Annotated in this window: 20 protein-coding genes and 1 other RNA gene; 17 read left to right on the top strand and 4 right to left on the bottom strand. The window is 49.9% G+C overall.

Features of this window, described 5'->3' with window-relative positions; genetic code table 11:
* Window positions 1–32: 32 nt before the first annotated feature.
* The 13 genes from Q1B11_RS14280 to Q1B11_RS14220 are packed head-to-tail and all read left to right on the top strand — an operon-like array spanning window position 33 to window position 11,330.
* The gene (locus Q1B11_RS14280; protein ID WP_299733852.1) at window positions 33–350 is read left to right on the top strand and encodes a phage head closure protein; all 318 of its coding nucleotides are present in this window, start codon (window positions 33–35) and stop codon (window positions 348–350) included.
* The gene (locus Q1B11_RS14275; protein WP_299733850.1) at window positions 350–886 is read left to right on the top strand and encodes an HK97 gp10 family phage protein; all 537 of its coding nucleotides are present in this window, start codon (window positions 350–352) and stop codon (window positions 884–886) included. Before Q1B11_RS14280 ends, Q1B11_RS14275 begins: the two co-directional genes overlap by 1 nt.
* Before the next feature lie 3 nt (window positions 887–889).
* Window positions 890–1,264 carry a DUF3168 domain-containing protein gene (locus tag Q1B11_RS14270; protein WP_299733848.1) on the top strand — a complete coding sequence of 125 codons (375 nt, stop codon included), beginning with the start codon at window positions 890–892 and terminating at the stop codon, window positions 1,262–1,264.
* Between the two features lie 13 nt (window positions 1,265–1,277).
* A complete protein-coding gene (locus Q1B11_RS14265; RefSeq protein ID WP_299733846.1) occupies window positions 1,278–1,721 on the top strand; it encodes a hypothetical protein in 444 nt (147 codons plus the stop codon).
* On the top strand, window positions 1,718–2,113 hold the full coding sequence (locus tag Q1B11_RS14260) for a hypothetical protein (RefSeq protein ID WP_299733844.1): 396 nt from the start codon (window positions 1,718–1,720) through the stop codon (window positions 2,111–2,113). Before Q1B11_RS14265 ends, Q1B11_RS14260 begins: the two co-directional genes overlap by 4 nt.
* A gap of 23 nt (window positions 2,114–2,136) precedes the next feature.
* Window positions 2,137–2,340 carry a hypothetical protein gene (locus Q1B11_RS14255; protein ID WP_299733842.1) on the top strand — a complete coding sequence of 68 codons (204 nt, stop codon included), beginning with the start codon at window positions 2,137–2,139 and terminating at the stop codon, window positions 2,338–2,340.
* Window positions 2,341–2,360: 20 nt separating this feature from the next.
* Window positions 2,361–4,403 (top strand): hypothetical protein, encoded by a 2,043-nt coding sequence (locus tag Q1B11_RS14250; RefSeq protein ID WP_299733840.1) that lies wholly within the window; start codon window positions 2,361–2,363, stop codon window positions 4,401–4,403.
* A gap of 11 nt (window positions 4,404–4,414) precedes the next feature.
* Entirely contained in the window at window positions 4,415–5,017 is a 603-nt protein-coding gene (locus Q1B11_RS14245) for a hypothetical protein (protein WP_299733838.1), read from the top strand.
* On the top strand, window positions 5,014–5,589 hold the full coding sequence (locus tag Q1B11_RS14240; RefSeq protein WP_299733837.1) for a hypothetical protein: 576 nt from the start codon (window positions 5,014–5,016) through the stop codon (window positions 5,587–5,589). The genes Q1B11_RS14245 and Q1B11_RS14240 overlap by 4 nt, the downstream gene beginning before the upstream one ends.
* Window positions 5,590–5,609: 20 nt before the next feature.
* Window positions 5,610–6,014, top strand: a complete 405-nt coding sequence (locus tag Q1B11_RS14235; RefSeq protein WP_299733835.1) for a hypothetical protein — start codon at window positions 5,610–5,612, stop codon at window positions 6,012–6,014.
* Window positions 6,014–9,535: a hypothetical protein gene (locus tag Q1B11_RS14230; protein ID WP_299733833.1), complete on the top strand. Its 3,522-nt coding sequence runs from the start codon at window positions 6,014–6,016 to the stop codon at window positions 9,533–9,535. The genes Q1B11_RS14235 and Q1B11_RS14230 overlap by 1 nt, the downstream gene beginning before the upstream one ends.
* Window positions 9,528–10,760: a phage tail protein gene (locus Q1B11_RS14225; RefSeq protein ID WP_299733831.1), complete on the top strand. Its 1,233-nt coding sequence runs from the start codon at window positions 9,528–9,530 to the stop codon at window positions 10,758–10,760. The genes Q1B11_RS14230 and Q1B11_RS14225 overlap by 8 nt, the downstream gene beginning before the upstream one ends.
* Window positions 10,761–11,330 (top strand): hypothetical protein, encoded by a 570-nt coding sequence (locus Q1B11_RS14220; protein WP_299733829.1) that lies wholly within the window; start codon window positions 10,761–10,763, stop codon window positions 11,328–11,330. It abuts the gene before it with no gap.
* A 6-nt stretch (window positions 11,331–11,336) separates the two neighbouring features.
* On the opposite strand, the gene Q1B11_RS14215 is transcribed toward Q1B11_RS14220, so the two are convergent.
* The gene (locus Q1B11_RS14215; protein WP_299733827.1) at window positions 11,337–11,651 is read right to left on the bottom strand and encodes a helix-turn-helix transcriptional regulator; all 315 of its coding nucleotides are present in this window, start codon (window positions 11,649–11,651) and stop codon (window positions 11,337–11,339) included.
* Window positions 11,652–12,286: 635 nt separating this feature from the next.
* On the opposite strand from Q1B11_RS14215, the gene Q1B11_RS14210 reads away from it, so the two are divergent.
* Complete coding sequence (locus Q1B11_RS14210) at window positions 12,287–12,562, top strand: hypothetical protein (RefSeq protein WP_299733825.1); 276 nt, start codon at window positions 12,287–12,289, stop codon at window positions 12,560–12,562.
* 164 nt (window positions 12,563–12,726) lie between these two features.
* Here the strand turns inward: Q1B11_RS14210 and ssrA are convergent.
* Window positions 12,727–13,115, bottom strand: a transfer-messenger RNA (tmRNA) gene (gene ssrA, locus Q1B11_RS14205).
* A 168-nt stretch (window positions 13,116–13,283) separates the two neighbouring features.
* Between ssrA and Q1B11_RS14200 the strand changes: the two genes are divergently transcribed.
* From Q1B11_RS14200 to Q1B11_RS14190, 3 genes are all read left to right on the top strand, one after another.
* Window positions 13,284–14,342 (top strand): aldose epimerase family protein, encoded by a 1,059-nt coding sequence (locus tag Q1B11_RS14200; protein ID WP_299733823.1) that lies wholly within the window; start codon window positions 13,284–13,286, stop codon window positions 14,340–14,342.
* Between the two features lie 33 nt (window positions 14,343–14,375).
* Window positions 14,376–14,747 carry a PH domain-containing protein gene (locus Q1B11_RS14195; protein WP_067514942.1) on the top strand — a complete coding sequence of 124 codons (372 nt, stop codon included), beginning with the start codon at window positions 14,376–14,378 and terminating at the stop codon, window positions 14,745–14,747.
* A gap of 240 nt (window positions 14,748–14,987) precedes the next feature.
* Window positions 14,988–16,262, top strand: coding sequence for a hypothetical protein (locus Q1B11_RS14190; protein ID WP_299733820.1), 1,275 nt, complete (start codon window positions 14,988–14,990; stop codon window positions 16,260–16,262).
* A 28-nt stretch (window positions 16,263–16,290) separates the two neighbouring features.
* On the opposite strand, the gene Q1B11_RS14185 is transcribed toward Q1B11_RS14190, so the two are convergent.
* Together Q1B11_RS14185 and rep are read right to left on the bottom strand one after the other, a co-directional pair.
* Window positions 16,291–16,701 carry an acyl-CoA thioesterase gene (locus Q1B11_RS14185; RefSeq protein WP_299733818.1) on the bottom strand — a complete coding sequence of 137 codons (411 nt, stop codon included), beginning with the start codon at window positions 16,699–16,701 and terminating at the stop codon, window positions 16,291–16,293.
* A 3-nt stretch (window positions 16,702–16,704) separates the two neighbouring features.
* Window positions 16,705–18,717, bottom strand: a complete 2,013-nt coding sequence (rep, locus tag Q1B11_RS14180; RefSeq protein ID WP_299733816.1) for a DNA helicase Rep — start codon at window positions 18,715–18,717, stop codon at window positions 16,705–16,707.
* Window positions 18,718–19,064: the final 347 nt, after the last annotated feature.

Here is a 19,064-nt window from a genome sequence, read left to right as displayed (position 1 = left end):
CATCAAAATAACCCGCTCCGGCGGGTTTTTTATTGGCTGAAATTATGCGCGCTGGCTCTCTCCGAGAAAAAATCACCCTGATGACGCCTACCGAGAACGACTGGGGCGAGTCTACCGAATGGCAGGAAACCAACACCATCAGCGCCGAGATTGTTGATAAGTCGGGCGATTTATCCGACACCGCCGGAGCCGAAACCCATAAGCGCACCATTACCGCAAAGATTCGCTTTCGCCATGGGATAAAAGGCAATGAGCGTATTATCTGGCTGGGTAACTCTTATGCACTGGCCCATATTGAGCGCGACCCGAAACGGCGCTTTCTGATTCTAACCTGCCGGAGTGAACAGTAATGCAGTCCAGTATGGAGGTGGACGGGCTTGCCGAGTTGGAGAAGCAACTGAAACAGCTGGATCTGGTGGCACAAAAGAAGGTGCTGCGAAAAGCAACACGGGAATCTGCCAAACCGATTCAAAAGAAAATTGAACAGAACGTCTCTGCTATGGGTCATGTGGATACCGGCCTGTTAGCTGAATCCATAAAGACCCGAGTCAGTTTTCCAAAGCGCCGCACCTGGGCTGATGTGGTGGCAAGTGTCGGCGTGTTCAAACTGAATTCACTGATGCGCCAGTTCGGGCTGGATCCCAAAAAGGATATGCCACCCACGGTGTATGGCTGGTGGCTGGAACACGGTACCCAACCCCATAGAACCGGCAGCGGTGCCAAAGCGTCCACTGGAAAGAACCAGGATAAAGGCTTAATGCACCCGGGCATTCTTGCCAAACCCTTTATACGTCCAGCGTTCGACAGTCAGCTCACCAGCACCGTTGGTATTCAAAAGAATGTGCTGGCGAAAGAGATCGACAAAGCCCTGAAAAAAGGTCGGTAGTTTATGTTCCCCGTTATTAAAGCAATGCTCCTGAAATCATCGGTGCTGGTGGCTCTGGTGGGTAACCGTATCTATCCCGATGTGGTCCCGAACGACGAGAAGAAACCGGCGCTCTCGCTGTTTCTGGTCAGTACCGTTTACGACGATGCGGTGGACGGTACACGACTGATCACCGCCAGTAACTGGCAGATCAACTGCATGGCTAACAGTCGCATGAATGCCAGTGCGGTTGCCGATGCGGTGTTTAAAGCCCTGCATGGGCAATCACACGACACCATCAAATTAGCCAGAGTCACCAACCGCAACGACGAGTTGCCCGATAGCGGTGTTCCCCTGAGGCGCACCATCATTGATGTAGAACTCAAGCACTTCACGTAAAAGGAGCCACACCATGGCAGGCGATAATGTAGAAAGTGAACTGGCCAAAGGCATTAAGTTCTTTCTGGCCGACACTGACGGAACCACCTTTAACCAGATTCCGGGCATCCAGAGTCCTGGCACCGTGGGTGATAAAGGTGCATTTAAAGATGCGACCACCATCGATCTGGATGGTTATAAGTCCAAGGCAGCACTAGCTGAACCGGAAGACAAAGAACTTCCGTTCAAATACTTCAAAGACAACACTGCTCAGGACAGCCTGAGAACGGCTGCGAAAAACATGGAAACCCGCAAGGTGAAAGTGCAGTTTACCCCGCTGGGTAAAGAGTACATTTTTGAAATGGTGTTCGCTGGCTGGCACATCAACGAGCCTGAGTTTAACGAAGACATTGTGATGACCGTCTTCGCCCGTAAAAACACCAATGTTCCCACCGTTGAACAGGACATCAGCGCATGAGTAAGCCGTTAAGTGCTTCCGATATCCGCAAGGCGTTTATGAAGCCCACCCTGAAAACCGAAATCGTCAAATTACAGCGGCTGGGTATTGAGGTGACGGTGATGGAGATGGACGCCGGTCGTCTGGAAACCTATGAATCACTGCTGGTAAAAGTGGACGACGATGGAAAGGCAGAACGAGCCCTCGATAACATCAACGCCAAAATCGCGGTGATGAGCATTGTGGATGACAAAGGCCAGCTGGTCTTTACGCCGGACGATGTCGAGATGCTTGCCCATAGCTACGGTAAAGACGTAAAAGCCGTAGCCAATAAAGCCGCTGTACTCTCTGGCCTGTATGCAGCAGAGGACGTTGAAAAAAAATCCGAGCCCGACCGAACCTCAGATACCTGATTCGGTTGGGGCGTGAGCTGGGCATGCCGTTGTATATGGTGCGTGAGTTCCCGGCAGAAGAGATTCTTTATCAGCGCAGTTACGATCAGATTGAGCAGAAAGAGTTGGAAGACGCCCAGCTGATCGCCAAAGGCAAGCCCCCCAAACACTACCCGCTCCCCGAAGCCAATGCAGAGCATGAAGCCCGCAAGCAGTACGCAGCGTGGGCGAATGCTTTTGACATCTGACCACAGGCTAACAAAAGACGATGGCCGTATTACGATCACTGGTAACGACACTGGGCATGAACTCAGCCCAGTATCGAGCCGACCTGAAAAAAGCCCAGAAAAGCACCGGTGATTTCAGTGCACAGGTGAAAAAGGTTGCCGGGGTTTCCGCCACAGCCTTTGCCGCTGTTGCGACTGCTGCCGCTGCAGCGGCTACGGTGCTGGTGAAAGAGTCGCTGGCCAGTAACGATGCCCTGGCAAAGTTTGCCGACAAAATCGGCATTGCTACCGATGCGTTGGGCGGCCTGCAACATGCCGGTGAGCTGACTGGCGTTTCTACCCAGACCATGAACATGGGTTTACAGCGGATGACCCGCCGTGTTGCCGATGCCGCCAGTGGTACCGGTGAAGCGGTCAAAGCGCTGGAAGAGTTGGGTATCTCAGCGGTGGAACTGAATCGGCTGAGCCCTGATGAACAGTTCAAACAAATCGCTGAAGCCATGGGCGATGTGGACGGCCGAGCCAATCAGGTACGGCTGGCGTTTAAGTTGTTCGACTCCGAAGGGGTTGGCCTGCTGAATACGCTGGATGCCGGTGCAGAAGGCATTAACGCCATGATGCAGGAAGCTGATGCATTGGGCGCCACCATGAACCGTGTGGACGCAGCCAAACTGGAAGCGGCCAACGATGCCATGTACAAAGCCGGTCTGGGTAGCAAGGCATTGGGCAATACACTGGCCGTGGCGGTCTCTCCTTATATTGTCGCCATTTCTGACCAGTTCACTGCCGCCTCCAAAGCCAGCAACGGTTTTAAAGATGAAGTCACCAGTGGTATGGAGTTTGTTGCACAGGCCATTGGTTACACGGCCAATGTTGTGCATGGGCTCAATGTGGTCTGGGAGATTGTTGAACAGGGTGTGCGGGAATTTGTCGGCACTGCGGTGTATAACCTGGCAGAACTGGACAAAGCCGTTACCGATCTGTTGAACAAACTGCCCGGAGTACAGGCCGAAACCAACCAGGCACTTCAGCTGATGGCTGATGTGATGGTAGACGACATTCAGCGTGGACGTGATGAGCTCTCGGCGCTGTTGAATGAACCATTGCCTCATCAGGCGGTTCAGGAATGGTTTGCCAATGTTCGGGCAGAATCTGACAAAGCGGCTCAGGCAGTGGCAGAAAATCGCAAAGCCCTGTTTGCACCGCCAGCGGCGAATGACCCAGCCGGTGATGATTCTGGCGACACCGGCGGCAGTGGTTCGGACCGTTTAGGTAATAGCCTGGATCAGCTCCGGACAAAGTACGCTGACGAAAATCAGCTGTTGCTGGATAAGACACTGGCAGAACAGGAAATCCTGATAGCGTCCGAAGCGGCCCTGCTGCTCAGTGAGCAGGAATCACAACTGCTACGGCAACAGAGTTGGCAGGCGTATTACGATGTCGTTAATCAGGCTGCAACTGACTCTGCCCAGAAGCAGGTCGACGCCCAGCATCAAGCCAAAATTGCAGCCCTGAAGCAGCAAAGTGAAATGTACCAAAATAGCAGTCAGCTGTTTGGTAATATGGCTGACCTGAGTAAAACCTTTGCCGGTGAGCAATCCGGTATTTATAAAGCCATGTTTGCTGTGAGCAAAGCTTTTGCCATTGCTGATTCTATTGTCAGCATTCAAGCTGGTATTGCAGAGGCGGCAAGACTCCCTTTCCCTGCCAACCTTGGCGCTATGGCAACCGTTGCAGCTTCCACTGCCAATATTGTCAGCACCATTCAGGGCACCAATATGCAGGGCATGGCACACGACGGTATTGATTCAATCCCGAAAGAAGGTACCTGGTTACTGGATAAGGGCGAACGTGTTGTTGACTCTCGCACTAACGCCGACCTGAAAAGCTACCTTGCCAATAATCAGCAGTCAGCCAGCAATAATGTGAACTGGACCATCATTGTGAATGAAGCGGAACCAGGCACAGAGGTTCATGTCGACGAACAGCGTCAAACCATCGAAATCACCAAAGCCGAAATCATGAGCGAACTGCACAATGATTTCACTGGCCCCGGTCCCCTGCGTCGGGCACTCGGCGTATAAAAGGAGTTTTAATGGCAATCCTAAAGTGGCCGGCTGACCTCAAACCGAAACAGCAACAGTTCTACGCCATCTACACCACCCGGCAATTCAAAAGCCCGTTTACCGGCACCAGCCAGACCAGTCCTTTTCCTGCCTGTCACTGGAATGCGTCTTTGACGTTAAACAATCTTGATCGGGATGAACTGCGGGATCTGGAAGTGTTCCTGCTCCAACTGCGCGGCGCGGCTGGTCGTTTCCGAATTGGTGATCAGGCCAATGCAGAACCGAGAGGGTTAGCACAAGGTACGCCGGTGATTGATGGTGCGGGTCAGTATGGTGGTGTGCTCAACATTCGTGGCTGCACACCGAACCAGAACTTTTTAATGGTGGGCGATTACATCACCATCAACGATGAGCTTAAACGGCTGGTGGCGGATGCCAATGCGGATTCAGAAGGAAAAACCACACTCCGCTTTGAGCCCAACCTGAGAAAATCCCCCGCCGATGGTGACACCGTCATCACCCGTAACACCTATGCCGTGATGCGACTGGCCGACGACAAACAGGTGCAGACCAAACGGGTACCGCTTTATGGCTCCATCACCATCAAGCTGGTGGAGGATATTTATAGATGATGGATTCAGCTCTACGACTCGCCCTGACACAAGACAGTGTCACCCCGCTGATGCTGCTGGAAATCGCTTTTAAAAACGGGACTACCCGTGTGCATTCCGGTTTGGGTGAAATCATCTTTGAAGGTCAGAAGTTTTTAGGACTGGGCGACATTGGCAAAGTATCCGTGATCCGACAGGAAAGCGGCGACCGTCCCGACCGGTTAAACCTGACGCTTTCCTCCTTTGATGATTCAGTCAGAGGTGAAGCACTGGAAGCCCGCTATGTTGGTCAACCGGTAAAACTCTGGCTGGCGGTGCTGGATGATGACTGGCGCATCAAAGCCAGTCAGATGATTTGGCGTGGCTCGATTTCCGATGGTGGTGTGACCGTGGGTGAAAACAACCAGATCACCTTGACCGTTTCCAACCGTTTGGAAGACTGGGACAAAGCAAGACCAGACCGTTACACCGACGAAAGCCAGAACAGCCGACACCCGGGCGATCGTATCTTTATCTACATGCCGGCTATGGCTGAATACCCAATTTATTGGGGTTCTGAAAAGTCCTCCATTCCCCTCAAAGACTCTGTCTGATCTTTCAGTAAAAGCATTCTATGAAAAAGAACAACTGGCCGACGTTGCTGGCGCATTTTATCGAGTCAAGAAAAGCCGAGCCCTTTGAATGGGGAAAGAACGACTGCTGTCTGTTTGTAGCCGATGCGGTGGAGTGTATTACCGGCACTGATTACGCCAGCGCCTACCGTGGCAGTTACAAAACCGAACTCGGCGCGTATCGGGCGTTAAAAAAACAGGCTGATGGAACCGTTGCCGGTGCCTGGTCACAACACTTTGATGAAATCCCCGTGAACGACATGGGGCGTGGTGATGTGGCTCTGGTACTGGTGGAGAATGAACCGGCGGTGTCTATCTGCTTTGGTGCAAAGCTGTGGATTGTCTCTAAAGAAGGCCTGATTACCCTGCCACGGTCGCAAGCTGTGCAAGCGTGGAGGGTTGCCTGATGCCTCCTGCTATTGCTGTCGTTGCTGCGGTGGGTGCAGGTGTCGCTGCTGCTGCGGGTGTGATGGCGGTGACGACGGCACTGGCAATCTCTGCCGTTGCCCTTGCTGCTACCGCCTTGCTCAATAAACCGAAAATGCCCGGTACTGGCACCTCACCTTCTGACCGTAAACAGGTGATTCGTTCCGCTGCGTCCCCCATGGTAGGCATTCAGGGCAGAACTCAGGTGTCGGGTGTGCTGTCGTTTGCTGAAGAGCGCAAAAACAAAAGTTCTGATGATGGTAAAGGGGATGAACTCCATTTAGCCCTGACACTGGCAGGCCATACCCAGCCCGCTGGTGTGCCGGTGGTGAAGTCTGTCAAAAAAGTCTTTATGGACGACAAAGAAATACCATTGGGCAGCAGTCACAGTGGGAAAGTCTATGTACGGGTATACGATGGCTCTCAAACCAAAATCAGTGATCTGGGCAGCGAGCTTACCGGCCTGAAAAGCTGGCGCAACGATATGATCGGCAAAGGCATCTGCTTTGCTCATATCCGCTTGAAGTACGATAACAAGCTGTTCCCCTCCGGGGTGCCGAACTTTGTCTTTGAGTTGGACTCTAATGATGATGAGTCCCTGTCCTCCGATGCGGTATTGAATTACCTGCAACACCATTTCGGTGCAGCCGATGACGAGATTGATTTGGACTCTTTCAATATCGCCCGCCCGATCTGTGCTGAGACCGTAGCCACTGGCAACGGCGGCACCGAACCCCGCTACACCGCCAACGGTGCGTTTAACTTCGATGAACCCCATAAACAGGTCATCGATAAAATGAAGGTTTCTGCTGCGGGAAAGCTGACGTATCTCTACGGTAAGTTCGGCTTTCAGGTAGGCGCTTACAATGGCCCCGCCGATTTTGTGCTGACTGAAGACGACATCATCGGCAATGTCACCGTCAAGCCTCAGCCGGATAGACGTTCACTGATTAACACCTGCAAGGGCAAACACGTTTGGCCTGATGGCAAGTTTCAGGAAGTGGATTTTCCACAGGTCTATTCCGAATCCATGATTGCCGACGATGGCGAAGAGCTGATCAAGGATTTAGACCTTGAATTTGTGCATTCGCCTTACCAGTGCCAGCGGTTGGCAGCTAACGATTTGGCGCGGGCACGGTTGCCGGTGATTACCGTTCCCTGCAACTGGCGGGCGTTTGAGTGTCACTTAGGCAGAAATATTAAACTGCACATGCCGACCATTGGCTACGATCATCGGGAATGTGTGGTGGAAGGCTGGGAGTTAGACCCTGAGCGCGGTGTTACTCTGACCCTTCGTGCTGATGCGCCTGAAGTGTGGACCGATGTTTTAGGCCGTGTGCCAGTGTTACCCCCTGATGTGAATCTGCCAGACCCGAGCTTTGTGGATCCGGTATTCAATGTTCGCTTTAATGAATTGGAAGTCGATGGAGAGTGGCAGGTTAACGTGACCTGGGAACATTCCAACCCGGGCAGCATCTTCCAATATGAAGTGGTCACTGAGAAAGAAGTCGATGGTCAGTGGATTGAAAAATATTCAGGAACCACCATCGGCCCACAACTGAGCGTGATTCGTCAGAACTCCGGTAACTATCGAATCACCATCATTGCTATTAACCGGTTTGATGTGAAATCCGAAGCGGTGATTCAGCCCTTTAACCTGAATACACCGGAAGTCAGCCTGGTTGGCATTGCCGCCAACGTAGATAACTCCGTATACCCGGCTTCTGCTTTGATTGTTGCCGAAGTGTTAGGTGCTGGCAGCTTCCCCGCTGAATCGGTGGTCTATGAGACAGAAACCAAAACCACAGGCACCGATTGGTTAGCGGCTGGCCGTGGCACTACTCCGAGCTGCCGGTTATCGTCACTCAATGCCGGTGTCCATCAGGCGCGCATGAGGGCGATTCCACCCTTTGGCGATAAATCCGCATGGTTGCAAACAGAGTTTGAAGTATTCGCAGCAGACCAACCCACCAACCTGACCTTTACCATTGACCCATCGTTTGATCGTTGGGGCTTTATCACCTGGGGCGGTGCTGGGCAGAGTTGGGAGATTTCCGTATCCGACAACAGCCGTTCAACGGTTTTATGGAACAGCACCACCACCGAGCGGTTAATCTGGCTGGATTGGTTAAAGCCCGGTCTCTATAACATTGCCGTGCGTGCCCGTGCCGGTGGTATTGTGTCGGACTGGTCGAACACCTCACAGCTGATCAGCAGTATTCCCACGCCCACCAAACTGCAGTTTGACACCAGCAATGCCAGCCCGGGCAGTACTGGCACATTGACGTGGGCAACCTCCGACGGAAGGCCGCAAACCTTTGATGTAGAAGTTCTGTCGGATGGTGTGCGAATCTACGCATCACCCAGCTATTCCACCAGTGAGCCGTTGCCGCTGTTATTACCGGGCACCTATCAATTCAGGGTAAGAGCTCGCTGGAATAATCAGCTCAGTGATTGGGCGTCCATCAGCTTCGGTTATGAACTGGCACCCGGTGATATTGCCGACTTCCAGCTCCGGGCTCTGGATAAACAGGCCATCCTGAGTTGGTCAAAACCCGCTGATGATATTTATGGTGCCGGTTTTGTGCAGGTGCGTTTCACCGAAAGAGTTGGCATCACCGCTACATGGGAAAACGCTTCACCCATCACTGACCGTTTGACCGGTAACACCACATCGGTGCAGGTGCAGTTAATGAACGGCACCTACCTGGTAAAAGCGGTCAATAGTCAGGGCTTATGGTCTGAAAATGCGGCGGCAGTGGTCAGCAATATGGCGGCCTCCATTGGCTATAACCGGATTTTGACCAGAGAAGAGCCCACCACATGGCTCGGCGATAAAAACAAAGCCACCATTACCGGCTCTGTGCTGAACCTGCAGAACAACAGCAGCAATACACAGCCACCTTCGTACACCATGGAGCAACCGCTGGATCTCGGCGGCGTCTTTACCATCCGGCTGCAAATGGACGCCTATGGTTCGGTGTATGAGCAGGACTTTATCGATGATCGTCTTGACCCTATCGATACCTGGGCACAGTTCGACGGTGCCAAGCCCGGTGATACCACCCTGCAGTACTTTGTCAGCCGAACCGATGACGATCCTTCCAGCAGTTCTGCCCAGTGGAGCGAGTGGACACAGTTTGTGTTGGGTGAGTTCCGGGCAAGGGCATTCCGGTTACAGGTACGACTGCTGTCCAACAGTGATATTGCCGTCGGCACTATCTCACGGCTGAAACTGCTGGCCGATGTGCCGGATCGACAGGAGCAGCAGAAGAACGTTCCCATCCCTGCAGCGGGTGGTCGGATCACTTACGCCACAGCCTTTATGGATGAAGCTGAGCTATTTATCACCGGTTTGGATATGGAGCCCGGCGATACCTACCGCATTACCAATTCAACCCACGACGGTTTCAATATTCGCTGGTTCAACAGTAGCAATGCAGGGGTAGCCCGTTCCTGTAACTGGTTGGCGATCAGCTACGGAGAGAGACAGAATGGCTGACAATTATGATTATCATCTGGATAACTTGCCCGGTGCACCGACCCGGGCAAAGTTGAATGATAACTTTGAGAACATCAAAAACAACAAATCCAACAAAGCGGAAACCGATCAGGCCATTGCTGATTTGCAATCGGGCAAGCTGGGTAAGACGGAAGAAGCTGCAGACTCTGCCAAGTTGGGCGGTTTGCCACCTTCTGGCTATGCCTCAAATGTGCACAGCCACGGTGCGGATGATTTGCCCGTTGCTACGTTGAATGCGCCGGGTGTTGTCCAGATTCTGGATAGTGTCACCAGTGCCAGTACTGTAATGGCAGCAGCGCCTAATTCGGTAAAAACGGCCATGGATCGGGCTGACTCGGCTTATGGGTTGGCTGGCAGTGCCAAGAATATTGCCGATGATGCGTTTCCTGCTGCGGGTGGTAATCTGGCTGGCGGTATTAATTACACGCCGAATACGGGCAATATCATCACGCTGGATAACAAGACGGTGCTTTATCGGCATACGGCTAATGGTGCTATCAGCTTTGGTGCTGATGAAGCGGTGGTGATTGGTTCGGGTGAAGCTCGCAACCTGACGGTTCAGAATGTCACTATGACGTCTGAAGTTTTGCATTTGTCGTCTGATAATGAAGTGGTTATCAGGTCGAATTTGCAGGGTGGTTGGTCAGGGCGGAAGGAGTTTGTTTTTGAGGATGATGGTGGTTTAAAAGTTCCGAATAATTTGAAGACTCTTCGAAATTTGGGGCTGCGTCCTATTTATGTCGGGGAGCTATGTCGATTCTCTTTCGAAATGCCTGCCGACGGCTTACCGGGTTTCTTTGCTCTGGATGGTTCAAGAATTGTTGGTGGGGCTGTTGAACCAGCCTATAAGCCTTTGATTGATTCAGGGTGTAGATTTATCACTATAGATGGGAATGATTTGATTCTTGCTGATGCTGCGTATTTTGGGCGTGGTAAAGGTTCGTCGAGCAGAGCTGTTGGTAGTTTTCAAGAGGATGCAATTCGAAATATAAAAGCTAGAATTGATAATTATTACAACTCTATTTATGCAGGCTCTGCAACTGGGGCAATTACTGGAATAGAAGGAAGTAATCGTGTTGGTAGTGGATCCGGCGCAGGTGGTAGAGGTTTTGTTTTTGATGCATCAAGGGTGGTTCCAACAGCATCAGAAAACCGCCCGAAATCATTAACAGAATTAGTTTGTGTCTACCACGGAGTCTTTTAAATGGAACATTATCACTACGACCCTGAAACCTTTGAATATCTTCACCCAGTCCCCTGCCAGAAAAACCCGGCACGACCTGGCGAATATCTGATTCCACCAAACAGCACAGCCCGAAAACCACTATCCGCGGATGATTGCATGGTGGCAGTGTATCAACCCGATATCGACAACTGGACACTGGAAGAAGACCACCGAAACAAAACCGTCTATTCAAAGGCTGATAAGTCAGAACTGAAAATAGAAACCATCGGCCCTATTCCAGACACCCATACCGAACTGAAACCGGAAGATGAATTCTGCAACTGGGATGAAGCCAGCAATCAATGGATTCACGATGCAGAAGCAGAACACACTTTCAAAGTAGAAATCGAACGCCAATGGGCCATGAGTGAACTGGCCAGATCCGACCGAGCATTAACACCTGACTTCCCAGTGACGGATGAAGGCAGGATAAAAATCATGGAGTATCGGGAAAAGCTCAGAAACCCAGCCCGAAGCCTGTCGGCAAACTTCCCCGATCCATCATGGCGCCCACAATGGCCGGAAGGGGTTAAACGCCCAGCGGTGTAAACCGCTTTACGTCCTCCGATAATCGTCCACCAGCTTCTGAAGCCTGGACAACTCAACCTGCCGCAAATCCTCCGGTAACTGCCGGAGCAATTCCACTATCTGGCTGATCTCATGACCGGCCAGCCCCAGAAGTTCATCCGTTGTCACCTGCAGGGCTTCTGCAATATCCACCAGCTCCTGCAGGTTTCTCGGTTCCTGTTTGCCATTGAGCCAACGGGAAATGGTTGATCTGGACACACCCACCTCTTCAGCGATTCGTCGATCCTGCCATTGATTGCGTCTGAGTATAGCCCGCAGCGCAGCGGCAAACGGATGATACATTCATGACTCCACCCCCATATTGTTCTTATTCATAAAACCAACTGGCTGTAATTGATCTGTGTCACCCTTTTTTCCATAGTTGCGAACCTCGCAACTATTTTTTGCCCATTGATTCAGGTCAGGTTTTTCTTTTCCCGTTCGTAGAAAACTGTTGCGACACTCAGCACGGAAACAAGTGTCGTATGTTTCAGACAGAAAAAAACCGCAGCTTTCTGCAAAGTGCGGTTCAGAACTCCGTTTCATATTGGAGCCATGCCCCAGGCGCAGGCCTGAGCCATAGGTGTTTTGGTGCCGGGACGCTGATAAGAGTTGCTAGCACTCCCCACTGCTTCCCGCCTTCTGGCAATACCCGAAGGCACAACCCAAAGGCACGGCTTGACCCACCGATTACGGTTTTTTATCCATGGACGCCCGACAATGAGTGCCGTTTGTCCTGATGGGTGGCTCCCACCTAACAACTGTTATCAGCAGCGCAGGTGATGGGAGCCAGTCTGGCTCAAAGGTCAGACACCCGTCAAGGTAGACCATAAAAAAGTCCCAAAACACCCAAAAAAGTTTCTATTTCCGGGGTTGCAATATTTGTGGTTCTGGCAGAATGGCCAAAAAGGGTTGATTTGATTCAGGGGAATGAACGGATGCAGCATCCAGTTTATGAACAGTACCTGGTAACAGGAAGTATGGGGAACAACCATCAGACACCATTCATCGTGCTGGTGGATTCAGGCAAGCCTGTCAAAAGTGGTTCGACGGTTGTGCTGGTGGTTAATGACCTGCCTATGATCGGCACATATCACCATCGCAATGGACAGCATAGTTTTGTACCAGAAGGACAAATTCAGTGTGAACTATTGCTACCTGATGCTCAGTTAATCAGAGGTCAGGTAACGCACCGATGTGTGCCGGAAGAGTGAAGCTGAAACGGGGGAGAAATCCCCCCAAAGAAAAACAGCATTCCTGAAAACCTCGTTAGAAAAGGCTGTCAAAAATGCTGTCATATCGGGTCAGAATGCGGGCAAATTAATGCCAACCTTGTACAATCGTGCTTTCGTAACCTCTTGATTTATCTATGTTTGATTGGTGGAGACGGCGGGATTTGAACCCGCGTCCGCCAGCTCTCAGCCTTCGGCTCTACATGCTTAGATCCACCTTTAATTTAACACTGCAATGACCCAGTGGTCGGGGTGCTGCAGCGCGATCCTCACAAGTTTTAACCCGTCAGCCAGAGACCTGCTGAACGTGGCGATTCTGCTTGCGATGACAGTCTGGAAACCAGCCAGCAGACGAGCCGGACAGACTGGATAGCTCGTAGGGTTTAGCTACGATTTACGCTGCGAGAGCGTAAGAACTATCGTTAGCTGCAGTTTTGGCAACTATAAGGTTTGTAGTGTTTTGATTAACGAGAACCACTACGTCCTCGGCATGCACCTAAGGGTTCGATACCGTCGTCGAATCCGAATCGTCCCCAGAACTAATAGTTATAGAGCAGAAGACTCCATGCCGCAACGTATTCAGCAAATTGGCGTGACAATTTACCGTTTTTTATTGTTTTTCATCTTTCTATTCACCCCTTATATAGAATGTGAAAAGATCCCGGCCATGATTCCCGACTATCAGTAACGAGTAATTGTATTGATGAACGTTGTTAAAGAGCGGTTTGGTGCACTCCACTCCGGTGAAGCAGTTTATGCCTACAAACTCTGTAATCAACAGAATATGGAAGTCACCATCCTGACCATGGGCGGCATAATCCAGAGTATTCTGGTGCCTGATCGTGATGGACAGGTCGCCGAAGTCACACTGGGTTGTGACTCCGTTGCTGACTATGAACGATCCGGAGCATACTTTGGTGCCATCGTCGGACGCTACGCCAATCGCATTGCCCGCGGTCAATTCGAACTGAACGGTGAATCTTTTCAGTTGGCTTGCAATAATGAGCCAAACCATCTTCACGGTGGCCATTCAGGCTTTAACCTTCAGCTCTGGCAAGCTGAACCATCAATAGAAGACAATCACTGCTCTCTGGCACTTTACTACGAATCCGAAGATGGGGAAGAAGGTTATCCGGGCAAGCTGAATATAAAAGTCACCTATACACTGAATAATCAGAATGAGCTGATTATCGATTACCACGCTCAGTGTGATACAACCACTGTCGTCAATTTAACAAATCATACCTACTTCAATCTCAATGGCAGTGATGATTGCCTGCATCACAATCTGATAATCCATAGCGCTCAATACACACCTTCCGATGAAACAGCCATCCCGTATGGTGATCTGGAGTCTGTCACCAATACACCGATGGATTTCCAGGCCATGAAGCCCATCGGTCAAGATATTGAAGCAAGCACTGTTCAGCTGAAGCAGGGCAGAGGTTATGATCACAACTGGGTTATCTGGACTGAACGAGACAAAGGCTATTCCTTGAACTCTGTTGCCCGGGCAGAAGAACCAGACAGTGGTCGAACATTGGAAGTGCTGTCGACACAACCCAGCGTTCAGTTTTATACCGGCAACTATCTGGAAGGCGAACCGGCAAGAGGCGGCAGGCAGTACGGTATGCGAGCAGGCTTTTGTCTAGAAACTCAGCACTTTCCTGACTCACCTAATCACCCGGAGTTTCCATCAACCACGCTTAACCCGGGCGAAACCTATCATGAACAAACCGTTTTCCGCTTTGGCACCGACTAATTGACTAATTGATTAACTACCGAGGGATTGAAAATGACATTTGAAGATAAAACCATTGTCGCCTTACAGGAAGAAGACGTTGGCTCAGGCTCTGAACGCTATGATTTTTTACTCACGCCCAGCGAAGAAGTGTTAATTGAATACAAGTCTGTGAGAGACCGTTTGATTTTCACCGACAAGCGTATCATCTCCATTGACATTCAGGGTCTGCGCGGTAAGAAAGCCGAGTTTTTTATTCTTCCCTACTCTAAGGTTTCAGCGTTCTCTGTAGAAACAGCGGGCACTTTTGATATCGATTCTGAGTTCAAAGTCTGGGCTTCCGGTTTAGGCATGCTGCAGTTTGAGTTTCTGAAAGGCACGGATGTAAAGAAACTCGCGCAAATTCTCAGCTCGAAGCTGCTCTAAAGGCTGACATACCAAAGGATAGTGATTCCCCATGAAAAAGCTGTTTCTCAACGGATCACCCAGAGAGAGCTTATTCATGGTGTGTGAGATGCACAAAGATTCAAGTCGCCGATCTCAATCGGCAACGGCAGCTATCTTGTACACGACATTCAACTTCTTTTTATGATCTGCAAACCCATGAACTAAACCGCAATAACGCGGTCTGAGACAGAGCGGGCAATCAATAAAGGAGAAACCTCCATGTCAAGCGTTTCTACTGAAGCACTAGCAACAGCACAAAAACAACCATATACAACTGACTACAATTCAGAAGAGCTCCAAGCACAAGGAAGAAAGGGGCAAGTGACAATCACTCCAGTTAACGTCAATAATGCTCTGAACCCGGCAGGAGATGATCACACTGACTCAACACCTGATGATAGACCTGTAAATTCATACACTTTGAGTGAGACAAACAATGCACCCTTACAAAGTACTCAGGGTGCGATGACTGGCGGTGACGTCTTAGGTATGTTTTCGACCGAAGGTGAGCAGTGTCACTCCAGCGTGATATCGGGTATATCAGAAGCCGAAGAAGATAAAATACGTTTGGTTATGGAACGGTTTGCCCAGCAAAGACTCGTTTCGCCGGAAACAGGAAATAGAGACGACAGTATCCCACTTCAATCACCAAACATGGATGAATTCAATGGCATAAAACTAAACAGTATTGCAGGTACCAATGGTAATTTGGGCCATAGGGTTGATTTGCAAAATGGGGCGAAGCTCTCATTTGTCACCCATACACACCTTGAAAATGAGAGTGAGCCAAACTTAATGGGTGTCAGACAATCCTCCTTTTCAACTCAACCCGATTTTGACACATCGGACTTGGATAAGTCAGAGTCTCAACATATTAGCTTGACGGAAAACATTGGTAACGCCTTTGCCATTGCCAGAGATGCTGGGTTGCACATTGAAACTGAGGCTAACGTTATTAATTTGGAAGCTTACTTCCTTGGCGCAACAAATTTTATCGCTGGCGTTGCTCCTGATAAAGCACCTGACCTGACAGGCGATGGATACACCCCCGCTGAGGACGAATACGTAGTGGTTACTGTAAAAACTCCAAATAAAGGCACTTATAGCCAAGTCTGGCTTTTACAAGCGGATGAATGTGCTCGTTTTGGTAGCACTAGTGATAAAGAGTTAAAAGTTTTTAGCTTCAATCCTCCCAACGAAAAAGAAGAAGGCGATTGCAAATCGACAACAGAGGGCTCAATTTATGATAGCCCTGAGAATGTTATCACTTTAAAAATCACCCGATTACATGGGATCACTTTACCTGCCAGAAAGGATGATGTTGTAGACGGTATTTCCTTCTCCGATGAGCCATCCATATCACGTGGAGTGGCAGAGGCAGGTAGTGCCTCGTTTGGCACAAGCCATGAGAGAAGCACAGAAGTAGATCTGATCATTCCCGGACGAAGTAGCTATATTCAAATCACTTCATTTCAAATAGCCCCAAATAGTTAACTCTGAATCAACACTGGGCGGCTCTGATTTATTCGACCTGGAACAGTGGTTCGATGCAGTCCGGCATAAAAGGTCGCCCTTTGCCATTCACCGAGGTTACGGTAGCAAAAGCATCAATCATCAACTGGTTATCCACCTTGCGATGAATACGTTGACGGAAGCCAATTTTCAATCGGGAAATCCGCTCAGGTTCAACACTGACCGTAAACACATCGCCAGGCCGCAGGGAGGATTTATAATCAATCTCGCAGCGAATCAGCACAAGGTTTATTTGCTGTGCGGCCAGCTGGGCAAAATCCAAGTTACGAGTCTTCAGAAACTGGTGCCGGGCATGCTCCAGATAGTTGAAATACACGCTATTATTGACGATTCCCTGCAGGTCGCACTCATAGTCACGCACCTGCATTTCAACAGTAAAAGGCGTATCGCTATCAGACATAGCTTAAGCTCCGATGGACTTATAAAGAGCATCCAATCCCATTTTACCGGCCATCTTTTTGGTTTCCTGAGTGGATGACTCATCAAAGCCGGAGTACACCAAATCTTCCTGAGGTAATTCATCCAGAAAGCGGCTGGGCAAGGTATCAATCACTTCACCAAACTGTTTTCGCTGGCCTGCCAGTGTCATGGTCAGTGATTTTCTTGCCCGAGTGATGCCCACATAAGTTAAACGACGCTCTTCTTCAATATTGTCTTCTTCAATACTGGTGCGATGAGGGAGCAGCTCTTCTTCCATACCCATCATATAAACATGAGGATATTCCAGACCTTTGGAGGCGTGCAGGGTTAACAGCTGAACACGGTCCACATCTTCCTCTTCCTCATTGCGCTCCAGCATATCCCGAAGGATAAGGCGGGAAATCGCGTCTTCAACCGTGCGATCTTCGTCACCACGCTCCAGTGTTTGCTGCAGGGCATCCACCAGAAACCAAACGTTCGCCATGCGCTTTTCTGCCTGCACCGGTGTGGATGAATGCTGCATCAACCAACTTTCATAATCGGTATCGGCGATCATTTCCCGCAATACCTGAATCGGATCATCGCTGGTTTGAATACGCCGCGAAACACCGTCCATCCAACGGGTAAAACGACGAAGTCTTTCTACGTACTGCGGCGCAAGATCTTCTTCCAACGCCGCCTCTTCACAAGCCTTATAGAGGCTGATGTGATGCTTGTTGGCATAGTTTCCCAACTTCTCTAACGTCGAAGGGCCAATTTCCCGCTTCGGTGTATTAATTACTCGCAGGAAGGCGTTGTCATCGTCCTGATTAATGAGCAGACGCAGGTAAGACATGATGTCTTTCACTTCTGCCCGGGCGAAGAACGATGTGCCTCCGTTGATGTGATAAGGAATACCATGGTGTTGAAGCTTTAATTCCAACAAACGGGATTGGAAGTTACCACGATACAGAACCGCATAGTCTTTATAGCCATTTTGATAGCGAATACGGTGGGCAAGAATCTCCGTGGCAATACGCTCGCATTCCATCTCATCGTTGCGGCATTTAATCACTCGGATTTCATCGCCCATGCCTAACTCACTCCACAGGGTTTTCTCAAACACATGGGGGTTGTTGGCGATCAGGGTATTCGCTGCTTTCAGAATACGACTGGTAGAGCGGTAATTCTGTTCCAGCTTAATGACTTTCAGGCTGGGGTAATCTTCATTCAGCAGTGCAAGGTTTTCTGGCTTGGCACCACGCCAGGCATAGATGGACTGATCATCGTCCCCCACCACCGTTAATTTACGACGATCGCCCACCAACCTTTTCACCAATTCGTATTGGGCGCCGTTGGTGTCCTGATACTCATCCACCAGCATGTAGTGCACTTTATCTTGCCAGCGTTGCAATGCTTCAGGGTTGTTCCTGAATAGCTCTACCGGCTTCATGATCAAGTCATCAAAGTCGACGGAGTTGTAGGCTTTGAGCATTCGATTGTAATGCTCATAAACGATGGCTGCCGTTTGCTCCCAGGGTTGTCTTGCACTGTCCAATGCCTGTTTTGGAGAGATAAGATCATTCTTCCAATTGGATATACAGTTCTGAATTTGATCCACGCCGCTGTCATCGGCAGAGGCATCCCGCTGCATCAAATCAGTGATGAGTGAGCGGGCATCCTGCTGATCAAAAATAGAGAAGCCCGCTTTATAACCCAGCAGCTTGCATTCTTTGCGGATGATATTCAGACCAAGGTTGTGAAAAGTGGACACGGTTAAGCCGGAAGCGGCCTTCCCCTTCACCAGTTTGCCAACACGTTCTTTCATCTCACGGGCTGCTTTGTTGGTAAAAGTGACCGCCACAATATTGCGCGCACTGATACCACACTGCTGAATCAGGTAGGCAATTTTGGTGGTAATCACACTGGTTTTACCACTGCCCGCCCCCGCCAGAACCAGCAGGGGCGTATCGATGTATTTTACGGCTTGTGCCTGTCGGTCATTGAGATGTTGCACGATGGTATTTCAGCAGGTTCGTCAATTGATGGAAGATTACCATTATCAAGCCTTTCAACTTCCAGAGTAAGAACTTTTTCATCAAACTGGCAAGTCACTCTTCCCAATCATCCAGACCAACATAAGTACCCAACCATATGAAATCATATTTTCTAACTCAGAAATATTCGATTCCATATGGACGGGTACTTAACGAACAGTTGTGTATGAGTAGAAAACCTCAGTTCTCAAGGGTTCTCCTTTAAGCACCCAACATTTGAAAACCTACTTTTTGAAATGTTGGGTAGCGTCATCGAAAAAAAATAATAACGATAATGATTCTCATTTGATAAATGGGAATTATCATC

Origin of the sequence: uncultured Endozoicomonas sp., from assembly GCF_947495845.1 — a bacterium.
Classification (GTDB): Bacteria; Pseudomonadota; Gammaproteobacteria; order Pseudomonadales; family Endozoicomonadaceae; genus Endozoicomonas.
This window is presented reverse-complemented; position numbering and strand designations above follow the sequence as displayed.